19 protein-coding genes are annotated in these 21,386 nt (G+C 39.4%); 8 read left to right on the plus strand and 11 right to left on the minus strand.

The window, feature by feature from the left end:
• The first annotated feature begins 41 nt into the window (after positions 1-41).
• The 6 genes from U735_RS0109810 to U735_RS0109835 all read left to right on the plus strand — a co-directional run bounded on the left by U735_RS0109810 (position 42) and on the right by U735_RS0109835 (position 5,765).
• A complete protein-coding gene (locus tag U735_RS0109810; RefSeq protein WP_180994024.1) occupies positions 42-740 on the plus strand; it encodes a DUF4386 domain-containing protein in 699 nt (232 codons plus the stop codon).
• Between the two features lie 19 nt (positions 741-759).
• A complete protein-coding gene (locus U735_RS25960; protein ID WP_232233214.1) occupies positions 760-924 on the plus strand; it encodes a hypothetical protein in 165 nt (54 codons plus the stop codon).
• A gap of 245 nt (positions 925-1,169) precedes the next feature.
• Positions 1,170-1,847 (plus strand): class I SAM-dependent methyltransferase, encoded by a 678-nt coding sequence (locus tag U735_RS0109820; protein ID WP_031443665.1) that lies wholly within the window; start codon positions 1,170-1,172, stop codon positions 1,845-1,847.
• Between the two features lie 414 nt (positions 1,848-2,261).
• On the plus strand, positions 2,262-3,101 hold the full coding sequence (locus U735_RS0109825) for a universal stress protein (protein ID WP_031443666.1): 840 nt from the start codon (positions 2,262-2,264) through the stop codon (positions 3,099-3,101).
• 278 nt (positions 3,102-3,379) lie between these two features.
• On the plus strand, positions 3,380-4,204 hold the full coding sequence (locus U735_RS0109830) for a universal stress protein (RefSeq protein ID WP_031443667.1): 825 nt from the start codon (positions 3,380-3,382) through the stop codon (positions 4,202-4,204).
• Positions 4,205-4,481: 277 nt separating this feature from the next.
• Complete coding sequence (locus U735_RS0109835; protein WP_031443668.1) at positions 4,482-5,765, plus strand: cation:proton antiporter; 1,284 nt, start codon at positions 4,482-4,484, stop codon at positions 5,763-5,765.
• A gap of 122 nt (positions 5,766-5,887) precedes the next feature.
• Here U735_RS0109835 and U735_RS24970 read toward each other — a convergent pair whose 3' ends face one another.
• Positions 5,888-9,871, minus strand: coding sequence for a PAS domain S-box protein (locus U735_RS24970; RefSeq protein ID WP_031443669.1), 3,984 nt, complete (start codon positions 9,869-9,871; stop codon positions 5,888-5,890).
• A 447-nt stretch (positions 9,872-10,318) separates the two neighbouring features.
• On the opposite strand from U735_RS24970, the gene U735_RS0109845 reads away from it, so the two are divergent.
• Positions 10,319-11,548, plus strand: a complete 1,230-nt coding sequence (locus U735_RS0109845) for an APC family permease (RefSeq protein ID WP_031443670.1) — start codon at positions 10,319-10,321, stop codon at positions 11,546-11,548.
• An 81-nt stretch (positions 11,549-11,629) separates the two neighbouring features.
• Here the strand turns inward: U735_RS0109845 and U735_RS0109850 are convergent, their stop codons facing one another.
• The 9 genes from U735_RS0109850 to U735_RS0109905 form a co-directional block, all read right to left on the minus strand.
• Entirely contained in the window at positions 11,630-12,058 is a 429-nt protein-coding gene (locus tag U735_RS0109850) for a DUF1801 domain-containing protein (RefSeq protein WP_031443671.1), read from the minus strand.
• 190 nt (positions 12,059-12,248) lie between these two features.
• The gene (locus U735_RS0109855) at positions 12,249-12,974 is read right to left on the minus strand and encodes a carbon-nitrogen hydrolase family protein (RefSeq protein WP_031443672.1); all 726 of its coding nucleotides are present in this window, start codon (positions 12,972-12,974) and stop codon (positions 12,249-12,251) included.
• Between the two features lie 58 nt (positions 12,975-13,032).
• The gene (locus U735_RS0109860) at positions 13,033-13,482 is read right to left on the minus strand and encodes a cupin domain-containing protein (RefSeq protein ID WP_031443673.1); all 450 of its coding nucleotides are present in this window, start codon (positions 13,480-13,482) and stop codon (positions 13,033-13,035) included.
• 711 nt (positions 13,483-14,193) lie between these two features.
• Complete coding sequence (locus U735_RS0109870) at positions 14,194-14,628, minus strand: RbsD/FucU domain-containing protein (RefSeq protein WP_031443675.1); 435 nt, start codon at positions 14,626-14,628, stop codon at positions 14,194-14,196.
• Positions 14,629-14,736: 108 nt separating this feature from the next.
• Complete coding sequence (locus U735_RS0109875; protein ID WP_031443676.1) at positions 14,737-15,507, minus strand: SDR family NAD(P)-dependent oxidoreductase; 771 nt, start codon at positions 15,505-15,507, stop codon at positions 14,737-14,739.
• Positions 15,508-16,302: 795 nt separating this feature from the next.
• Entirely contained in the window at positions 16,303-16,803 is a 501-nt protein-coding gene (locus tag U735_RS0109885; RefSeq protein ID WP_031443677.1) for a hypothetical protein, read from the minus strand.
• A 4-nt stretch (positions 16,804-16,807) separates the two neighbouring features.
• Complete coding sequence (locus tag U735_RS0109890) at positions 16,808-17,077, minus strand: helix-turn-helix domain-containing protein (protein WP_232233216.1); 270 nt, start codon at positions 17,075-17,077, stop codon at positions 16,808-16,810.
• A gap of 342 nt (positions 17,078-17,419) precedes the next feature.
• Positions 17,420-17,788, minus strand: coding sequence for a hypothetical protein (locus U735_RS0109900; protein WP_031443680.1), 369 nt, complete (start codon positions 17,786-17,788; stop codon positions 17,420-17,422).
• A gap of 181 nt (positions 17,789-17,969) precedes the next feature.
• Positions 17,970-18,386, minus strand: coding sequence for a UPF0158 family protein (locus U735_RS0109905; RefSeq protein ID WP_031443681.1), 417 nt, complete (start codon positions 18,384-18,386; stop codon positions 17,970-17,972).
• A gap of 1,045 nt (positions 18,387-19,431) precedes the next feature.
• On the opposite strand from U735_RS0109905, the gene ltrA reads away from it, so the two are divergent.
• The gene (ltrA, locus tag U735_RS0109910) at positions 19,432-20,529 is read left to right on the plus strand and encodes a group II intron reverse transcriptase/maturase (protein WP_084681091.1); all 1,098 of its coding nucleotides are present in this window, start codon (positions 19,432-19,434) and stop codon (positions 20,527-20,529) included.
• Here the strand turns inward: ltrA and U735_RS25560 are convergent.
• Positions 20,515-21,357: an IS3 family transposase gene (locus U735_RS25560; RefSeq protein WP_232233225.1), complete on the minus strand. Its 843-nt coding sequence runs from the start codon at positions 21,355-21,357 to the stop codon at positions 20,515-20,517. The genes ltrA and U735_RS25560 overlap by 15 nt on opposite strands.
• Between the last annotated feature and the right edge of the window lie 29 nt (positions 21,358-21,386).

Consider the following 21,386-nt stretch of genomic DNA (forward strand, 5'->3'; position numbering starts at 1 on the left):
TTAAAGATAATAGTTTCGCACAAATCATAAAGATGGTACGCATGAAACAAATCGCAAAAATTTCTGGAATAGCCTATTTAATGATTTTTCTTTCAGGTTTTTATGCCAATTTTTCTGTACTTGAAAGTCTAGTGGATATTCATAGCCCTACAGTCACGCTTACAAATTTTGTGAACGGACACTCTCAGTTTGGATACGGTCTGTTAGGATTTGTAGTGATGTTGTTCTTTGATGTTCTACTGGTATGGTCACTTTTCTATTTGACGCAATCGGTCAGTAGGAATTTATCTTTTGTGGCCTCTTTTTTCCGACTAATGCATGCTATTATTTTCGGTATAGCTTTGTCAAAATTGTGGAGGGCATACCAACTCACGGCCGAAGTGGAGAGCGCTATTGACCTGGAACTCGAAGTAATGAATCTTGTGTCGGATTTTGATTTAGTTTGGACCTTGGGATTATTGATTTTTGGCCTGCACTTGATAGTTCTTGGATTTCTTAGTTTGAAATCCACCTTTATCCCAAAAATTATCGGCCTGTTTTTACTACTGGCTGCTATGGGTTATATGTTGGATAGTATAGCAAAATTAGCGTATGAAAATTACCTTGTTTACCGACCCTATTTTGAAATGGGCGTGGTATTGACAGGAGTAATTGGGGAGCTATCATTTACCATATGGCTATTGTTCAAAGGGCTAAAAAAGGAGAAAAATTATAGTACAGGAAAGCAGGTCTCCAGGTAGATTATTTTAATTTTGTGGAATGAAGACATTGGAGCAACAACGACAGGAATGTTCAAAAGGTCCATTTTCTGCAACGCCTCTTTCAGGTTTAGTAGCTTGGTTGTTGGTAGCCTTTTCGGGTATGTTTTTCTCGGATAAAGTTAAGGTTTGGGTGCTCTTTATTGCTACTGGAAGCATTGGATAGGCATAGTACACGCTATAGCAAGAACTGTAAGTATTGTAATTTTGTGGTACCTTTTTCCAGACTTAAGAATTGTAGCCATCCCCTTGGCCATCGTACTTATTCATGTTGTAACCCTTGTTATTTTAAAAAATAGGAGCAAATTGGCATAAATTTTTCAAAGTCAAGGTATTTCAATAAGTTTTATCATCTGCGTTATTGCTGTACGTTTGTTTTTAGGTCGGAGAATAATGCAAATATTAATATTTGTGAAGAAGGAGGAAATTGGAAATAAAATAAAGAAGAAGCCTTGGCCTACCAAAGCGGCAATGGAACAGGTTTATGAAATGAAACTGTGGGGCGGTGATAATTCCGATTATTATTCTGGTGAAGGGTCACATCATCCTGAAATTTTAAATCCATATATAGCTGTTTTAACATCATTCTTGAGTTCTTTTAAAGAACCCCTTTCCGTATGCGATTTAGGTTGCGGGGATTTTAATGTAGGGAAGCAATTGGTAAGGCATACCAAGAAGTACACAGGCATAGATATAGTACCAGGGCTTATAGCACGTAATAGGAAAAAATTTGAGGAAGGAAATTTGGAATTCCAATGTTTGGATATCGCCATGGATGATCTGCCTTCCGGGGATTGTGCCATATTGAGACAAGTGCTTCAACATTTATCCAACGCCGAGGTACATAGTGTAGCGGGTAAGTTGTCCAAGTATAAATATGTCGTGATAACGGAGCATTTACCTGAAGGGGATTTTGTACCCAATAAGGATATTATTTCTGGACAGGGCATTAGGTTAAAAAAACAAAGCGGTCTAAACTTATTGGCCCCACCATTCAATTTGAAGGTAAAGGAGGAAAAGCAATTGTTATCCCATGTTTCCAATGATGGTAAAGGGGCAATAGTAACTACCCTTTATAGCATGTTTTAGGATGCATCCAGGTTGTTGGCACAACGAAGGCAACATTCATAACGGAAGAAATAAAACGGTTAAGAGGGGGATACACTTTTGTAACTTCTTTTTAAATAAATATTGTCAAGTTTTTCACTATAGATTTAGAGGATTAAATATTGCAAAGGTTTAGCGCGGTCTGAAATCTTTTGTGATCTCTAATACTATAAAATTACATTGGCCATTATCTAACTGTTAATTACCAGACCCGGTGGTGGGAGGGAGGACTTATTTGCCAAACCTAAAGCATAATATAATAATACCTAAGGCGATCGGCTCTTCTATAGGTTCATTTTCAGAGAACTGGTATTGGAAGCTTATCTGATAAATATCATTGTTGCCTAATTATTATAAGGATATATTTGATTCTAAACGTTTAAATACTTGATTATTATGAAACGAAGAATTCTTTGTCCTACAGATTTTTCAAAAAACGCCCAAAACGCCATTGAATATGCAGTTAAACTGTTTAAGAACGAAACCTGTGTTTTTTATATACTAAATACGTATAATGCAGAACCCTATACAATGGAGCTTGCTATTGCTAGGGATTTGGAGGAATTTAGGGAAAAATCGATCGGTGGCTTGAGGGTTATTCTTGAGTGGCTATCACATGATGATAATTCAAGGAATCATGAATTCCACGTGGTATCCGAATGTGGTAATCTATTGGACATAATTAAGACCATGGTGGATAAACAGGATATCGAAATGGTTGTCATGGGCACCCAGGGAGCAACGAATTCCAGAATTGAAATATTCGGGAGCCAAACGGTGCTTGCTATGGAAGAAATCAGAAACTGTCCCGTGCTTGCCATCCCATCAAAAACGATCTATAAGGAAATAAAGGAAATTGTTTTTCCAACAGATTATAGAACAACCTTTAAAAGACGAGAATTTCAATATTTGGTCGACATAGCAAAAATGTCCAATTCGTCCATTGTAGTGCTAAATGTGGTTAATAAAAATGAAAGCCTTGATGAGGATCAAGTCACCAATAAAAATTTATTAAAGGATTATTTTGAAGATCTGGACTACTCGTTTCATACCCTAAAAAATAAAGATGTTCAAGCTGCAATCAATTCATTTATAGAAAGTCGTGGGAGTGATATGGTTTCCTTTATTAATAGAAGACATAGTTTTTTTGGAATGATTTTATCACGGCCAATGGTGAAGAACCTTAATTATCACACTGGCATTCCGGTGTTGGCCTTACACGAGATTAGAAGATGAGGTTGAAAGCCCTGTGACAGATTTTCAGGACTTGGGCAATGCGCCTGGCTTGGAATAATACGTTAAAGGGGTGTGCTAAGCGCTACAATAGGAGCCAACAGGAAGACTACCTACTCCCGGAGTTCATTAAAAAGACCACAACATTTTATAGTTTAGATATATTTAAGTTTGGTAGAACATGTGGGTCCGTCATATATTATTACAAGGGATGACCAATATCATATTATTTGACCCAGGAGTTGGATATTTTTAAAGTATAAACCTAAAACAGTTTTTATATGAGAATTTTAATCCCAACAGATTTTTCGGAATTATCCAAGGTAGCGATCAAGTATGCTGTAGATTTGAGCAAGGACTTGGAAGTAAAGCTTATGTTGCTCCATGTAATAGACACCAATACACCTTCAATGGCCAGAGTGGGTTCCCATAAACTTCAAGAGGCCATAAAAACTAGTTCGGAAAGGGCAATGAAAGAACTTTTGGCGTCTATAAAAAAAGATAATAGCCATAATGTAGATATAAGCTATGAAATTACCTCTGGTACGTCTATAGGAAAATACGTTGAGACGACCGCCCTAAAAAATGATATCGATATTGTTTGTATCGGAACCAAAGGTGCCAGTGGGCTTAAAAAGATTCTTTTTGGTAGTAATGCCGCCAGTATAATAGAGAAAAGTAGTATCCCTGTGCTTACCATTCCTGAATTTGCCCGTTATAAGGGTATCAAAAACATTGTATACTCCAGCGACTTTTACAATCTTGAGAAAGAGCTTGATCTAATTATCCCTTTCGCAAAATTAATGGATGCATGGATTCAAATTCTTCATATTGATAAGGATGATGAGGGTTTTGAAGGGGATCTACAGCAAAAGGAAAAGAGTTTAATAAAAGATTTTTCTTATCAAAAGATAAAAATGACCGAACTAAAAATCAACTCCGTTGTATTGGGCATCAATAAGTTTGTGGCCGACGTTGACGCCGATATGGTAATCATGTTTACCCACCATACCAACTTTTTAGAAAAGGTATTTCAAAAGAGCGTCACCCAAAATACGGCATTTCAAACTAGAATACCACTTTTTACTTTTCAAAAGGAGGCATAAAACTTAAATAAAACATTGTTCCATTATTAAATAGTATTACTGTCTTAACCGAGTTTTAGGCATCTCAAGTTATGGATAGGGGCAGTATGGTAATGAAACCGATCAGGGGTTGTCCAAGTAAAATTGGAGGTTTCGCTTCATTGGATATAATAACATCAGAATAACATATAAAGGGAGATTTGGACTACCGGAGATATAGTGTTGGCAATTGGCCAAGTGCAATTTTCAGAGGTACTTAATACACTCTAATATGACTACAAAAGGATAAAATATTGATATGCATTACCTCAACGAAAGCCATATTCTACTTTTTATTATTCAGATCCTCGTTCTTCTTGGGGTTGCACGAACCCTAGGTGTTATCTGTGAATCCATAAAAATTCCCGCCTTGGCCGGTGAAATTTTAGCTGGCGTTATTTTGGGGCCAACCCTACTTGGTCGGGTATCTCCGGACTTACAAAACATGCTTTTTCCTGATAGCGAACCCCAATACATAATGTTGGAAACGGTTTCTTGGCTAGGGGTCTTTTTTCTCTTATTATCCTCAGGGTTTCATGTAAATGTGGGGCATGCGCTCCGAAGTGGTCGTGCGTCTATTTTAATTGGCATTGTCGGGGTGTTGTTTCCCATTGCCATTGGCTATCCTATTTTTAGCTCATATGACCCTATTTATTGGGGAGAGGCCGCCACAGGAATTACCTTCCCCTTATTTTTGTCCGTAGCATGTTCTATCACTGCCATCTCGGTCGTGGCGCGCGCCTTGGGTGATCTTGGAATCAATAAAACGCCACAAGCGTCCCTTGCCCTTTCGGCCTGTGCTATCAATGACATTTTTGGATGGTTATTGTTTACTGTGGTAATGTCAATGGTAACGGCCCATGCAATGGGTGTCATGGAATTGGGCGGAAGGGCATTGCTGGTAATCGCCTTTATTATAGTAAGTATTGCCGTTGGGGCCAAGGTATTGAATTTTGCCTTAAAGCGAGTCGAAGGAACTTCATTGCCACAGCCTGCAGCTGCACAGACTCTAATTGTAAGTGTTGGATTGCTTTGTGGAGCCATCACGCAGTGGATGGGAATTCATGCTATTCTGGGATTCTTCCTAGCAGGTACCATGGCGGGAAGTGCCAAAAGAGTAACAGAGGAGCTTCGCAATAGCGTTTCGGATACTTTGCATGCTATTTTTGTACCCCTCTTTTTTGCAACACTTGGTATCAAAATCGATTTTTTGGTGGGACTGGAATTATGGCCAACTGTTATATTCTGTATAGTTGCCATTTTGGGTAAATTTATTGGTGCCTGGTTAGGAGCAAAATTGGGCAAGCAATCTCAACAAACATCTATTTTAATGGGCTTGATCTTTACTCCCGGAGGCGCCATGGAAATTGTGGTTGCTACTCTGGCCATAGAATTGGAACTCATTGGACAGGCAATATTTGTGGCTATCGTATTTTCAGCGCTCCTTTCCTCAATTCTCGCTGGTCCCCTAATAGGAATCCAAGCTCGACGCATGGGGATAGGGAAGGTTGAAAATAATCCCATTCCGAAAGATTTATCCTAAGTCTTCGTATACTTTTTGTTGGAAGCTAATAATCTTTATACCCCAATTCCTATTAATATGGTATTAGGTTCGATCATTTAAAAAACAAACAAGCTTTCATTTACGCGTTGGGGGTGAAGTTATTACTTTGCAGGAATATAAATGTGAAAAGTTGCTCCATTGTTAGGTTCGCCATTTGCGGTAATGATGCCGTGATGATTCTCTACTATTTTTTTTACAATGCATAGTCCAATTCCCGTACCCTGATATTCATTTTTACCGTGTAAACGTTGGAATACTTCAAATATTTTTTCATTGTGCTGTTTTTCAAAACCAACTCCGTTGTCGGAAATGGTAATATGGCAATAAGTCTTTTGAGGTGAAAGTTTTGTATTATTGAGTTTTATGCCTATTTCGATTTCGCTCTTGATTTGTATCAATAGAGGGCGGCCCGGGTCGGAAAACTTCAGAGAGTTTCCTATAAGGTTGTGCAGGATTTGTTTAAATTGAAAAGGAATTATGTGGGCATGGCTTAATTGGTTAGTTATAATGGTAGCATGTTTTGCAGTAAGTTCTTCCTTTAATTCTTCTTTAACATCGGTTATAATTTCATTTAGGTCGGTTTTCTCAAAATTACCTTCAGAAGTATCGGTACGGGAGTAGGCCAGTAAATCCTGTATGAGAGTCTGCATTCTTTGGGCGGAAACCTGCATTCTTTTAAACATATCTTTGCCATAGTCCGACAAGTTGTGTTCTTCTTTTTCTATAATACGCGTTGCAAAAAGTTGGATTTTCCGCAAGGGCTCCTGTAAATCATGGCTGGAGACATAAGCGAATGATTCAAGTTCCTTGTTCATTTTTTCAAGCTGTTCATTTTGGTTTTTAAGTAAGGCCTCTGCTTTTTTTCTTTCGGTAATATCCAAGTATGATGTTACCGTAAAACTCTCGGTGCCTATCCTGATGACATCAAATGAAACAAGGGCAGGAAATGTTTCTCCGTTTTTTTTGGTGTAAAGTATTTCAAAGTCTTTCATTTTTTCCGATTGCTTCAACTTCAATAGCAGGGCCTCTGTTTCTTCTTTGGACAATTCCTGCACTTCGGCAAGGGAGCGATTTTCATGAATGTACCCAAATATCAGATCAATGACTCTTTTATATTCTTCAGGATCAATCAAATTCAATTCTTCGGATGTTTGGCCGATTACTTCCTCTTTTGTGTAACCAAATGCACTACAAAAAAGATTATTGACATATTTTATTTTATTGGTTTTGATTTCGGCAAGTGACATGGGAACAGGATTACTGTGGAAAATTTTATAAAAGCGTTCTTCACTACTTTTCAATTCTTCCTCATATTTTTTCTGCTCAGTGACATCTTGTGCTGTTCCGGACATTTTGATAACATTCCCATTGGCATCTGTAAATACCTTTCCAGTGGAACTTAAAATTCGCAATTTCCCATTTGCACCTATCGTCTTATGAAAAAAATTGTACGGTAAACGATCTTTAAATGCCTGTTGCACTTTGGAATCTACGTAGTCCCTATCATCTGGATGAATGTATTTGAGGTAATTCTCATAGTCGGCTTTAAATTCCTGAGGTGTTAGGCCGTATATCCTATATAGCTCATCGGACCATTCAATAACATTGGAGACTACATCCCACTCCCAACTACCAATATGGGCTAATTGCTGGGCTTCCATTAGTTGATTGGTTTTGTTTAATAAAGTCTCCTCAGCCTTTTTTCGTATTGAAATATCCCGTATAAATCCAATAAAAATATGGCTGTCGTTTATTTTTGAAGTTGATATTTTTAGCTCAATGGGAAACTCCCTGCCATTTTTATTCAGTGCGGACAACTCTATAGGTTTATTAATTACAGGTCCGTTACCCGTTCTTAGAAAATGTTTCATTCCTTCATTATGGCGTTTCCGATATCGCTCTGGAATGATTGTTTCAGTGAGTGTCCTACCAATAGCCTCGCTTTCGGTCCATCCGAAAACAGTTTCCGATTCGTTGTTCCAGCTACTGATAACTCCATTTTCATCAATAGAAATAACCGCATCCGGAGCGTGTTGCAAGATGGTTTGCATCCGTCTGTTACTTTCTTTCAGATTTTTTTCCAAAATTTCGGAAAGTTCTACCTGTTCATGTATTTCCGTTTTGGAGCCGATCCACATTTTTGGTTTGCCTTGGTCATCATTTACGGCAGTTCCACGAATAAGATGCCATAAGTATTCACCATCACTTCGAAGTAGGCGATTTTCATTTTCAAAGTCTTCTCCAGTCTTGAGTGAATGTTCCCATTTCTGTTTTGTAATAGGCCAATCATCCGGATGTATAATTTTTTTCCATCCCCAATCTTTTAGTTCATCAAAATTCAATCCAGTATAGTCCAGCATGACCTGATTAAAGTAATTACGGTTTCCCTCGGCATCGGAGGTCCATACTTTTTGGGGCATACGTTCAGCCATTTGTCTAAATTGTTCTTCGGCTTCTTTTTGCACACTGATATCGGTATTTGTGCCTATCCAACGGATTATTTCTCCTTCTTTATTGGTCACAGGATAGCCACGGGTAAGAAACCATCTGTACTGACCATCATGCCTGCGCAGGGGAAAGGTGAGTTCGAAGGATTCGTTAATTTGCCATATTTTTTTAGTTATTTCTACAATGCGATCTACATGGTCTGGGTGATGTACTTTTTGCCAACCCCATCCTTGCATTTCTTCCAGGGTTAGCCCTGTGTATTCCAACCATCTTTTATTGTACCAGTATATCCATCCTTCGCCATCAGCGAGCCAGGCAAGATTTTCCATATTATCGGCCAAGGTACTGAACTGTTCTTCGCTCTTTTTCAGATCCTCTTGGGCATTTTTTATGTCAGAGATGTCACGGGTGGTACCGGTAACCGCTTCCACTTCGCCTTTTTCGTTTATTACGGGGACAAAAATATAATCGTATATGCGTCTTCCCAAGTTGGCATGTGGAAATGATACTTCGCCACGAATTGGTTTTTTAGTGGCTATCACTTGGTCTATTTCCCGTTCATGCATATCGGCATGCCAGGGCTCATACCCTAATTCCAACATCCCTCTGCCTATTGACTCCTCCCAGGTGCGCCCCCACATTTTTAGCAATGCTTCATTTACATAGGTGAACCGATAGTTAAGGTCAAATACGTAAAAAAGGTCGGGTGTATTTTGGGTGATAGCTTCGTAAAGGCGTTTCCTTTCTTCAATAGTTCTTCTTGTTTCCACTTTTTCGGTAACCTCGGTGGCAACCGCAATAACGCCAGATATTTTACCATCATCCTCTTTTAGCGGATAATATAGAAAATCGAAGTAGAATATATCCTGCTTTCCATAACGGTTTAGAGGTATGGGCAACTCGTTACCGTGATAAGCTAATCCAGTGTTTAATACATCATCCAGCAACGTGTGAACGGCTTCCTTTACTTCAGGTAAGGTGTTAAACAAAGGTTTTCCTACAAAGTCAGCTTCTTTTTTATCAATTAATTCTAGGTAGGCATCATTCGCCATTTCTACTATATATTGTGGTCCTCGTAAAATAGTTATGCCAACTGGGGCCTGTTTTACAGTATTGCGAAAACGCTGATTGCTTTCCTTTAAATTTGCCTCCACTCTCTTTTTATCAGTGGTTTCAATAACTGTTACCAATACACCTCCTACCGTTCCGTCATTATTTCTAATAGGGCTGTAAGAGAAATCGAAATAACAATTTTCCACAAAACCGTGTCTGTTCAGGGGCAACATGAAATCAGGAAAACCTACTGCTTTTCCATTCATTACCCCGTCAAACATAGATTCGATAATATGCCATATTTCTGAAAATGTTTCTTGGGTGCTGATACCTAATGCCTGGGGATGTTTGGTAGTCCCAAGGATGGGACGATAACCGTCATTGTACAGTTGAATGTATTCTGTACCCCAAGCTATATACATGCCAAAAGGGTTGTCGAGCATAACGGCAACCATAGTACAAAGATTTTGAGGCCAGTCCGCTTGATCTCCTAAAGGTGTTTTCCTCCAATCTTTTTCTCTTATCATTTTCCCCATCTCTCCTCCGCCCTTGAGAAAATAATGGTCTTTATTTTTATTGCCCATATTAATGTTGCAAATGATTGAAGTAATAATTTATGCGGTGAAGTTCCTGTGTATTGTGGTCTATTAATGCAACGGTTTGTTCGATAATTACATCTTTGTTCATTTTGTGTCCGCCCGTTTGGCTTCGAACTGTAACAAAGCCAATCACCTTTGGGTTATGATATACCTTAGACTTGCATTGTTTAAATTTAATGAAAAAGTGAAGGTAATACTACATGATTTCCAAATAATAATTGTCAATTCAGTGAATCTATCAAGTTGACCACATCAAGCCCAACCTTAATGGTGGGTAATTACGTCTGAAAAATCGGGAATAAATGCCAATTGCCTTTACCAAAGGTGCATAAGCGCTTTTAATGGGTTGTTGATCTGAGTTTTGGTGAAAAAGCAAGCTACTTCATAGTTCAAACCTAACAATCCCTTAACTTTATAGGAAAGCATTAAGGAATGGACAAAGATAAGCAAGAGGTTGGGTTAAAGAAACAATTGGGTACAGTTCAAATACTCCTATATGGTGTGGGGACCATGCTGGGAGCAGGTATTTATGTGCTAGTGGGCAAGGTAGCAGGGTATTCCGGAACGCTGGCGCCTCTTTCCTTCCTACTTGCAGGGGTTTTGGCAGGATTGACCGCATACTCCTATTCCCTTCTTGCCCCGCGGTTTCCGAAAAGTGGTGGGGAAATAATCTATGTAAACAAGGCATTCAACTCAAAACGATTGGCCTCCTTGGTGGGATGGGGAGTAATATTTACGGGGTTTATTTCCGCTGCTGCCATTCTCAAAGGATTTGTTGGCTACCTGAACGTGTTTATTGAATTCCCGGATGCTGTTGTCATCATCGTAAGTATGACACTACTATGTTTACTTGCCATCTGGGGTATTGGGGAATCTTTGAACGTAATAGGATTAATAACCTTGATCGAGGTAGGGGGGCTTCTATTTGTCATTTTTGTGGCAGGCATAGATTTGGAGAAATTTACTTCCCAGTTTTCCCAAATGTTCCTTGCGGCACCTGGCTATGATATCTTTGCAGTGTTTCAGGGTTCTTTCTTGGCCTTTTATGCTTTTGTTGGGTTCGAAGATTTGGCAAATGTTGCGGAGGAGGCCAAAAATCCGCAAAAGAGCATGCCTGTAGCCATTATGGGCAGTTTGTTCATTGCGTTGTTCCTGTATGTAGCTGTAGCTGTGGTTGCCGTAATTGCCTTGCCATTGAACGAACTTATTGCCACCGATGCGCCTATGGCGGAAATAGTTGCGAATAAGGGGCAGCATTATGCCTATATTATTAGTCTAATTAGTTTGGTTGCCGTTTTAAATGGTGTATTGGCACAGCTCATAATGGGGTCAAGGGTCCTTTACGGAATGGCAGGGCAGAACAATGCACCCAAATTGTTTCATCAAGTACATAAGAAGTACCGTACTCCAATACTGGCCACCCTGGCCATAGCCATTGGGATTGTGGTTCTCGCCATTTTCGTTCCTATTGTTGAACTGGCCAATACTACAAGCTATGTGGTCATAAGCGTTTTTACAATGGTAAATCTCTCACAGACCAAGTTGGCCATTAACGATTATGGCAGGAAGAAATGTTGGGGAAACCGGAAGTTTTTACTGCCGTTACTTGCCGCCCTGCTATGCATTGTTTTTCTTGTTTATAAGATACTGGCCGAATTGTAGTAATTAAACAACTGGTGTTCAATTATATTTATAGGTGTTCATTATATGGAGATTACTGTATCTATTTTCTCCCTCAATTCCTCAAATTCCCAAAGTAATCAATTGTTTTACTTTATGATAGGTCAATGTAGCTTTAATACATTCCTTCAATTCCGATTTTGGAATTTTCTGATTTAATTTAAAAACTATGGCCCGTTTACCTTCGTATTGAAATTTGTGGTTGAAAACCAATCTAAATGTATCTACCAGTCTACTTGAGCAATGAAAATACATAGCGTACTGGTCGGGTGTTTTTTCTTTCCAGTCCATTCGCAAGGTACTACCATCTTTGGTTACAAAACTTGGTTCTCCCCATTTTAGGGTTTCTTCCAATTGGTAAACTCCTTCGGTTTCTTCCGCTGTTTCAAGGACCAATTCCCGTAACGCTTGCATCTTATCCCGAACAAAGTCGGGATAGTTGGCAAAGACTGCATCTACTTTAGGGTTTGTTTTTACTTTCAGTTCCCCCATTTTATTCGTTTGTTATGTCGCTGTTCGCCAACAACTTCGGTCTAATATTAATATGGAAGTAAGTTACGGTTTTGTCCGAATATATTAAATAGGGAGTAACCTGCGCTATTCTGACGAATTATGGGAATTAAAAGTATATTTTTTACATTCTGGTTTAGGCTTATTGATTTGATTGGAAAGTCTATGAAACTTAGTTTACAGAATAGGTTGATTTTGATACCGTATCATAGATCAACAATCCCTCGCTTTGACTATCGAGTTGTCCGATTAAAATTCCGTTAGCGTCCCAAACTGATGTTTGTCCGGCACTTAGGGTATTGTTGCAAAACCCGATGCAGTTGGCCATTAAAACTGGCATTGAATATTTGTTCGCTATTTTTGGATAGTCCGTGTTCGCTTTTTCCATTCCCGCTTTTGATTTTGCTACGCTGGCCAAATAAACTTCTGCTCCCATTCCATGTGCATTTTTGGAATGTTCGGGCTGTAATGACTCGTAACAAATGGCAAGGGCAATTTTCGAGTCCTTAATAGACAAAATAGTCTGTTCGCTCCCTTCAATAAAGTACAGCTTTTCGTCTGGATGCAGAATTTGCTTGGAATAAGTTTGTCGTGGCAGGTTTGGTTGAAAAATAAGGGTGCTAATTAAAATTCCGGATTCCGTTTTGGTAGGCATACCAACTCCAATTGTAATGCTTTTAGAGTCGCTGATAGCTTGAAACACCTCCAATCTCGGATCATTTTGGTCGGTCGCAAAATCCTTTGCGATTTCCGGTTCGTAATTTAACAAGGATAATTCAGGGAAAACGATCAAGTCTGTTTTTTCGGAGACGGCAAGTTCAATCCATTTCAAATGGTTTTCGATATTGGCCTTTATATTCCCTTTTTCAGATTTTGTCTGTGCTGCACAAATTTTCATCTTATGCGTTTTTTCAAAATTAATATTCCAATTAAAGTGTTTTGGTACTATTTATTTATTATACAGGAGCCTCTACAAACTCAACGCCATATTCAGCTGCTATATTCATAATTTTCCCAAAGTCGGTTTCCGCATTTTCCGGTTCGGGGGGAACAAGTGATGTGGCCGGAGTGCTCATTGCACGAACGCAATCTTCAAATCCGGCAGGTGAACAAATCATTAATATTCTTGCATGTCCTGGGGAATCTACTGTATAAGTATGCGGTATGTCTTTTGGGGCCAATAAATAATCTCCGTTTTTGGCCTTATAACTTTTATCACCAACGTACAGGGTCAACTCACCGTCAATTACATAAAAACCTTCATCCTCCCTATGGTGAACATGCCACGGGGGACTGCCTTCTTTTGTAGCATAAAGCTCCACAATACAATATTTGCCGTTTGTATCGTTACCCGTAGCGTGAATTATGGCCAACTCACCTAACCAATTAAGTGCTTCTTTTTTCATTGGAAATCTCTTTAGTTTTTCATTGATTCTCTTTGCCGTTTTAGCCTGTAGATTTTGCTTATCTCAGTCCAATTGTAGAACGTATTACCTGCACCTTTAACAAATAACTGTTTGTATATAAATAGTTGGGGGCAATTCCTACCAATTTTTCGTCTCATCCCAATTTGGTTTATTGGGCATAATAGGTAAACCATAAAATCCACCCTGCAAAAAAAATGAAAGGACAAATTATCGAATTTCCGAAAATCAATTTTGAAAGATCCTTTTTCTTCAGCAAGTACAATACCAGTCCTACTAGGAGGTTGATTCCAAATAGTATCGGGATAATTTTCAGCATATCCATTGAACAATCCATTTCTGGCTGTTTAATATAAAACCAAGCCCCAATGGCAACTATTTGCACAATGAAAAGTAGGACACCAAGATTTTTCAGTTTTCTATACTCCATATCCCACAATGTTTTTGGACTACTGGCTCAAAATTTCACACAGTGGCCATTGCATAGTTCGTAAGTTGTTTAAAGATAAAGAATTTAGGGTAATCAATAACTTTATAAAAAGTCGACCTGTGCTTTGGAAAATCATAGTATTGGACGTTCACTTGTCAGTTATAGTACTTTTCAGCCCAATGCCAGTTCCAAACAGATTCTATGCCTTCTTTTCTGGACTAAGATCTAGGAAGTTTAGAAAATAGTGGATGGGCCAAAAGTTCCTAAAAGTTACTTTCTTCCGCCATTTTTACAACACCAACAGTGAGGATCAAATTGGCAAAGCGACGCTGTTCACCGGTTTGAATAATCAATGTGGTGGCCGGTTCCCTGATTTTGTCATAGAACGCCCAGCGTTCCATGGCCTCCCATGTTACGTCCCCCAGTAATTTTTTATAAGCATCGTGTATCTCAGCGCTTGCTTCTGTAGGCTTTTCCATGACTATGGCACCTTGTATTGGGCAGACTTCCAGGATGCCTTCAAGCACTGTGAGAGCATCCAATATTCCCGGGCGAAAGTTGAGATGTACGGTTGTGGAGTTTGGACCTGTCATGGCGGCGACCGGTAAATTTCCGTCAGCAATGACCACTTGTGCAAAATGCCCTGAACGGGCAAGCACTTCCATAATTGTTGGGTGTATTACTGGAGTCTTTAGCATAAATCTATCCTTGAAAAAAATTAATACAAAAACACATGTGGCTGTTTAGCTTCCAATGTTTTCTATTTTAATAATCAATTGCATTTGATGTAGTGTTTGCTTAAGTATCTACATATTATAGACACCGCCATTGATGTCTAGCGTGGCACCTGTAATAAAGCCATCGTATTCGGAAGCTAGAAATAATACCGCCCTTGCTACGTCATCGGCATTACCAGCACGTTGAATTGGAATACCTGCTGTTGTTGCAGCCGCTGATTCTTTTGTCGTATGCGTGTTGTGAAATGAAGTGCCAAGGATGAGACCTGGGGCAACCGCGTTGACCCGCGTACCTTGAGGTCCCAATTCGGTGGAGAGTGCCCTTGTAAATGTTAGTATGGCGCCTTTGCTGGTAGAATAAGCTAACGACCCTGGGTGACCACCTTTACGCCCAGCGAGTGATGCTAAATTAACAATACTGCTGTTTTCATTTTTTGCTAGAAAAGGAGCTGCGGCCCGGGTCACGAACATCATGGAGGTAAGGTTTATGTCCATTACCTTGTGCCAGAACTCGGCCTCCATTTCGTTCAACATTTTACGTGCAACAAGTGATCCCGCATTATTGATTAATATGTCCAGACTACCCAACGCCTTTACTGTTTTTTCGACCAATGCATTCGCATCGGCTTCCTTGGTCAAGTCACCACTTATAGCAATCGCTTTTTGTCCTTTGCCCGTTGCGTATTCCGTTAATTGGTTCGCGGTATCGGCACTGGAAAAATAGTGAACGGAAACATTGGCTCCACTATCAATAAAGTGCCTGGTAATCGATTCACCAATACCTTGTGCACCAGCGGTGATTAGAATGTTCTTTCCTTTTAATTTATTATCGTTTTTCATGTTGTTCCTATATAAGAAGAGTTGTTCATCCTTGTACAATTAATGCTTGTTGCTTTGAACAGCATACTTTTGCTTGTACAAATATAATATAACTAGGTGCGTAATTTCATATTGTCGACCTTGTAATGGCTATGATTTTGGTCGTGGAAGTGCTATGGATCGTGTTTATTGGCCTATAAGTATAAGAGTGTGCAGGCTTACCACAGTATTTAATTTTCGACCTTGTCCTGCATAGAGGTAAATCCAATTTGTCCCAAGCTTGGTTATACAGCTTTGGCAAGAACATAAGCTAGGGTATCTGTTATTTGTTTGAAAGCTAAAGTGCCGACGGTAAAAATGGCAATGACATCTTTTAGGCCATTTTTTTATCCAATTTTTTTGACAATTTCACCTTCCTCAACATAGTATTCCCCTTTTTTTAATGAATGTTCGCTAAATATATTTTTTTACTACGTTCCAAGTACCCTCGTGTAAGGAGAAAGTAGTATTAAAAAAATTATATAGTTCTTTCATTTTGTTTTGGGCATACACAATACCACTAAGGGTCTCGGACATGGGTAGTTGGGTGTTTTAAGCACCTAATTTAACATATACAATCCAAACTTGCTTGCCGATAGGCAATTGGCAAATCTGTCTTGCAACGCTTTTGGGCCAGGAAATATTCTTAGGGTAGTGGAGGACCTGTCTGCAGAAAGCCATTCCAGCAACCTGCCCACACCGTTTCGGGCAATGGCGGGTTAATTGTCTACCTTGTTTTAATAATTACACTTCCTTAAATTCAAGTCCATATCTTTATTATTTATTCACTAATTCCAGGTGCTTATTGTAGGCTTCAATTCTTGCATGGGCAGTTCCGTCTATTAGTAAAATGACTATCATCATAGCAATCGTTGTAATGCTGATTGCACGCCAAGTTGGGGTGTTTATAAAAATAATTAGCAAGGCAGCTGCAATGATTATAATCGGAATAGCCTTGAAAACTACTGTTTCGTATTCCTTTAGTGTTCTTTCCGTACGCGCAATTTCTGATGCTATAAATGCAGGGGAATCACTGTTGTAGGCAGTTTCAAATTCTTTAATTCTTGATTTATTGGTGAAAAATAAACCAAGCCCTATGGTCAAAAGCAATACCCCTGCTACCAAGGTGGGAATTATGTAGGCTTTTGCTATATCCGTTTTTCCTAACTGCCAAAACCCGATGCTTACGATTATAAATAATATCGCAAAAAAGATGAAGAATCGTGTCGAGGAGACTTCGGCTTTGGCCCATTCGACTGCTATTTTTAAAATTTCCATAGTTTTAATTCATTTTATATTTTTCTCTATACTCCGTTGGACTAATGCCTTCTTTCTTTTTAAATAAGCGCGAAAAATAGGGTGGATATTCAAAGCCCAATTCATAGGCTACCTCAGAGATGGTTCTATTGGGATCCAGCAAAATATTCTTGGCCTCGTCTATCAGGTATAATTGCAAATGTTCGGTGGAAGTTTTTCCGGTTTCTTTTTTGAGCGTATCGCTCAAGTAACGCTGTGATACCAAAAGTTGATGCGCTATTTGTTGTAAGTCCACTATTGTTGTGTACAGTGCTTTAGGTGATTTTTATTAATAAATTAATCTTGTTTAATATAAAAGTTAGGAAACTAAAATCAATTTAAGTTCTATCACTGGTTATATGGATAAAATTTGTCTTCAAATAAATAGTTCATGGCGAACCAAACAGTATTCATACTTAATTTTTGACCCAAGTATTCATCACTCATTTCTGTATCAATGGCTTGTTTTAAAAATGAATTCAAATCTTCAATTGTATAAAATACAGTAAACGTCCCTTTTGATATATTATATATAATACCAGCCCGATAATTAGTGCCAACACTCCAAGCAGTCAATCCCATACTATGGAAAAAGCTTTCAATATATATATATATACTTTTCATTACTGCAAATGGCTCTGAAATATCCATTTTTACTTATCCTTAATTTCTCATTTACTTTATTGGTAATATACTTTTTTATTGAATTCGCTCTAAAATAAATATGTTTTCCGTCAGAGACTGCAAAAGGTTCTTTGATTCTTTTCCCTTGACTATTCCAAAGTTTAAAGGTATTATCTGTGAGATTATAGTTCTTTTTTACCGTAATAGTGTCTTCTAATCTAATATCGTTCAATAGAAAATTCACATGAGTTTTGAAAATACCAGGGTGAGATTTTTTATCTGAAATTTGACCAAATAACAAACTTATATTTGTAGCGAAAAGAATAATATAGACTGTTTTCATTTAACAATATTGAGCTAATTGGTAGGTGATCGTATTGTACACAACGTTCTCGTATAAGATTTCGAGCGGGATTTGCAAACGCTAACCTGTCAGTCTTGTCGTGACCAAAAATAGCAGATAAGCAAAAACCTTGCGGACAGCCTTCAGCCCGCCAGAAGCTTAGCCATTGTTGACCAGGTTTTTATTTTTCTTTCATCTGGATTTGTCGTTTCACAAAGTTAATATACGCTTTGTTTTTGAAGTCAAACCAGTTTTGGCGATAGTCAGATGAGTCAATTAAATTCTTAAAGTTCTGAAAAGGTTTTCGTCTCGAAATGGCGTTCAAAATCTTGTCTCTAAAATACTCATCAGATAAGGAATATGCAAAATTCTCGATCACCTTATAACCTTCGTATGATTCCATTTTTTCAAACCGTTCATAGTTGTCCCAGTCGTTTTCAATTCTATCGATGATGTCTTCCCATTGTTCAGCGTCGAAATACGGATCGTTCGGGTCAGGATGCGAGTCAATTGTCCCCGAGGGCAGATGGTAAAAGCAGATCATTCCGCTGTCCAACAGTTCGGCAATTTCTTTTATCTGTTCTTCTTTCAGGGTCATGTTTGTCAGCTTGGGCCAAACGCAGCGCTATGTACGACATCTTCGACAGCAGTGGGCGAGTTGTAGCGTTGGCAGGCAATTTTATGGAAATATAGTGAAAACTTTTTTTGGTTTTCGACGGTATTGGGAATAAAATGTCGCGGTCCAGATTACATATAGTGACTTGATATGTTGCGTTGATTTCTTCCGTTAAGCGTCGTTGATAAAAAAAGTACTCTTATCCTACGGTTTTATGTGATCTGACATAGCGCTGCGATGATGTTGCATTTCCCTTTGTGCGGGCGACATCTGCGAGAGCAGTGGGCGAGTTGGAGCGTTGGATAGCGAGATGTAGCACATAGGGTCGACGTAGGCGAATGCAACATCATCGTGTTTGTATATGAAAAGTTGCGTGTTAATAAGCGCAAATTTTTCGGTTTAGTGTTGACATTAAAAATACAAAAAGACCTTTGAATTAAGCACTTGCCAGCAATTTTTTTTATATACGGTGTGTGTGCCCAGCATGGGCATCTTTATCATATCTAAGATATGGTATTAATCTAGAGGGTGCAAGCCTGCCTGACGGACAGGCAGGTCCCTTATGGGCAGGGGTAACTCCTTGAACCATTAGTAAGTCGCAAGGGTGGTAACTGCGAGGTTACATCTGAAGGAAGCGAGACTACAAAGCTCGGTACTGACGGACAGGAACCGTATATGAGGCATTTATGCATGGGTAAGCAAGCACATCATTGTAACGCCCAATGAGTACAAAAGGTGCATTTATGTAGATACGGCAGGAATCGGGGGAAACCTGCCCGTGCCATTCAGGCGGGGAAGATGCCATTACCTGGGGAGGTCTCTACAACTACGAGTTGGTTAGGTAGAGAAGTCAGCAGAGGTCATAGTACTTAACAGAAACGAGCGGATGGATAAATCCGAGGTCTCACAAGCAAAGGAAGGGCCAAACGTCAATTGGTCTTCAATGCAGAACGGAATCCGCCCTAGGCAGATAGCCCTCTGTAACGAAGACAGGTAAAAGAAAATGTAAACCAAAAAAAAAAAAAAAATGATTGGACAAGTAGTACATCCTTACAATCTGCAAAAAGCCCTAGAACAAGTAATTGCGAACAAGGGCAGTGCAGGAATCGATGGAATGAAAACAACGGAACTCACAGAGTATCTGCGAGAGAACAAGTTGCACATACTCCAAACGGTAAAGCAAGGAAAGTACCGACCCCAAGCCATTCTTGGTGTGGAAATTCCCAAGGCAAACGGGAAATCCCGTCTCTTGGGAATCCCAACAGTAACCGACAGGTTGCTCCAACAAGCGGTATCACAAGTTGTGATGCCTAAATTTGAAAATGGTTTCAGTGCCTATAGTTATGGATTCCGCCCCAACAGAAATGCCCGCCAAGCAGTTGGCAAGGCTCTGGAATATATCCATGAGGGGTATAGTTTTATCGTAGATATAGACCTAAAGACATTTTTCGATGAAGTAGACCATTGCCTGCTTTTGAACTTGCTCTACCAAAAGGTAAAATGTCAAATTACGCTCCAATTGATACGTAAATGGTTACGAGCACCGATCTTGATCAATGGCAAACTTGAAAAGAGGAGAAAAGGCGTCCCACAGGGAAGCCCGATCAGTCCGTTATTGTCCAACATCCTGCTCAACGAGCTGGATAAAGAACTGACCAGACGGAAACTTCGGTTCGTTCGCTATGCCGACGATTTCAGTGTCTACACCAGACGAAGAAGTGATGCAACGGCAACGATGGGAGCAATCTCAAAGTACCTAAAGACGAAACTTAAACTCGCGGTAAACCGGGAGAAAAGTGGCGTAAGGAAGCCAGTGCAGTTCACCATCTTGGGTTTTGGTTTCGTACCCACCTATATCAAAGGGGAGAAGGGCAAATACCAATTGGTAGTGAGTGAAAAAGCATGGAAGAGTTTAAAAATGAGGGTAAAGACGATAACCGCTAAAACCAAGCCCATGAGTTTCGATGAGCGGGTTGCCAAGATAAACGAAATCCAACGGGGATGGTTAAACTATTTCCGGGGAACAAGTATCCATGGCAAACTTCGTGATTTGGATGGATGGCTTAGGAATCGTTTGCGCTATTGCATATGGACTGTAGCCTTCCCCTTTTTAGGACACCTCTAAATTCGATAAATAATTGTTGTTTAGGTCAGATTTGATGAAGAATTTAAATTCTTCATCAAATCTGGGCATATATTCTTTGGGCGATTTATTGCCCAGAGATTTATGTGGGTGGTTAAAATTATAGTCCTCCCGCCAGTTATCGCTTATCTTTTGGAGCTGATATACGTCATTAAAATAATAAGCGTCCAATATGTCTTCTCTAAAAAAGCGGTTGAACCGTTCTATGTATCCGTTCTGCATCGGTTTTCCAGGTTGGGTGTATTTGATTTCTATAAAGTTCTTTTTACACCAGTTCATAAATGTCTTTGAGATAAATTCCGGTCCGTTATCACATCTTATATATTTGGGAGTCCCTATATCTTCTTTCAGGTTTTCCAATGTTTCAATGACCGCCCGTGCCGGATAGGATAGTCCGGCATCAATGGCGATAGCTTCACGGTTACAGTCGTCAATAACGTTGAATACGCGTACTTTTCTGCCATCGCTAAGCGCATCGCTCATAAAGTCCATGCTCCAGCATTCATTGAGCTGTGAAGGTGCTTCCAAGGGTTGCTTTACACGTTTTACCAAACGTTTCTTGTGCTTGCGCCTAAGGCCCAGCTTCATATTGCGGTACACACGCAACACACGCTTTCGATTCCATTTTAGGCCCTCACGACGGATCTTATGATAATACTCATCAAAACCCCGGGTCGGATATGATTCGGCCAACTCGGTTAGCTTGTCGATGACTTCGCTGTCATCCCGTCTACTTTGGTAATACCACATTGATCTGCTTAAATCAACAAGTTTACACGCACGTAATATGGGAACCGTATATTGTTTGATGAGATATTTTGCTCGAACTCTCTTGTCGG

It is taken from the genome of Arenibacter algicola (genome assembly GCF_000733925.1).
GTDB classification, from domain to species: domain Bacteria; phylum Bacteroidota; class Bacteroidia; order Flavobacteriales; family Flavobacteriaceae; genus Arenibacter; species Arenibacter algicola.

Bases quoted from the DNA above. Each gene is read 5' to 3' on its own strand.
- U735_RS0109855 (WP_031443672.1), bottom strand. From the start codon at position 12,974: ATGAAAATTTGTGCAGCACAGACAAAATCTGAAAAAGGGAATATAAAG.
- U735_RS0109885 (WP_031443677.1), bottom strand. From the start codon at position 16,803: ATGGAAATTTTAAAAATAGCAGTCGAATGGGCCAAAGCCGAAGTCTCC.
- U735_RS25960 (WP_232233214.1), top strand. From the start codon at position 760: ATGAAGACATTGGAGCAACAACGACAGGAATGTTCAAAAGGTCCATTT.
- U735_RS0109835 (WP_031443668.1), top strand. From the start codon at position 4,482: ATGCATTACCTCAACGAAAGCCATATTCTACTTTTTATTATTCAGATC.
- U735_RS0109845 (WP_031443670.1), top strand. From the start codon at position 10,319: ATGGACAAAGATAAGCAAGAGGTTGGGTTAAAGAAACAATTGGGTACA.
- ltrA (WP_084681091.1), top strand. From the start codon at position 19,432: ATGATTGGACAAGTAGTACATCCTTACAATCTGCAAAAAGCCCTAGAA.
- U735_RS0109810 (WP_180994024.1), top strand. From the start codon at position 42: ATGAAACAAATCGCAAAAATTTCTGGAATAGCCTATTTAATGATTTTT.
- U735_RS0109875 (WP_031443676.1), bottom strand. From the start codon at position 15,507: ATGAAAAACGATAATAAATTAAAAGGAAAGAACATTCTAATCACCGCT.
- U735_RS0109900 (WP_031443680.1), bottom strand. From the start codon at position 17,788: ATGAAAACAGTCTATATTATTCTTTTCGCTACAAATATAAGTTTGTTA.
- U735_RS24970 (WP_031443669.1), bottom strand. From the start codon at position 9,871: ATGGGCAATAAAAATAAAGACCATTATTTTCTCAAGGGCGGAGGAGAG.
- U735_RS0109825 (WP_031443666.1), top strand. From the start codon at position 2,262: ATGAAACGAAGAATTCTTTGTCCTACAGATTTTTCAAAAAACGCCCAA.
- U735_RS0109905 (WP_031443681.1), bottom strand. From the start codon at position 18,386: ATGACCCTGAAAGAAGAACAGATAAAAGAAATTGCCGAACTGTTGGAC.
- U735_RS0109830 (WP_031443667.1), top strand. From the start codon at position 3,380: ATGAGAATTTTAATCCCAACAGATTTTTCGGAATTATCCAAGGTAGCG.
- U735_RS0109860 (WP_031443673.1), bottom strand. From the start codon at position 13,482: ATGAAAAAAGAAGCACTTAATTGGTTAGGTGAGTTGGCCATAATTCAC.
- U735_RS0109870 (WP_031443675.1), bottom strand. From the start codon at position 14,628: ATGCTAAAGACTCCAGTAATACACCCAACAATTATGGAAGTGCTTGCC.
- U735_RS0109850 (WP_031443671.1), bottom strand. From the start codon at position 12,058: ATGGGGGAACTGAAAGTAAAAACAAACCCTAAAGTAGATGCAGTCTTT.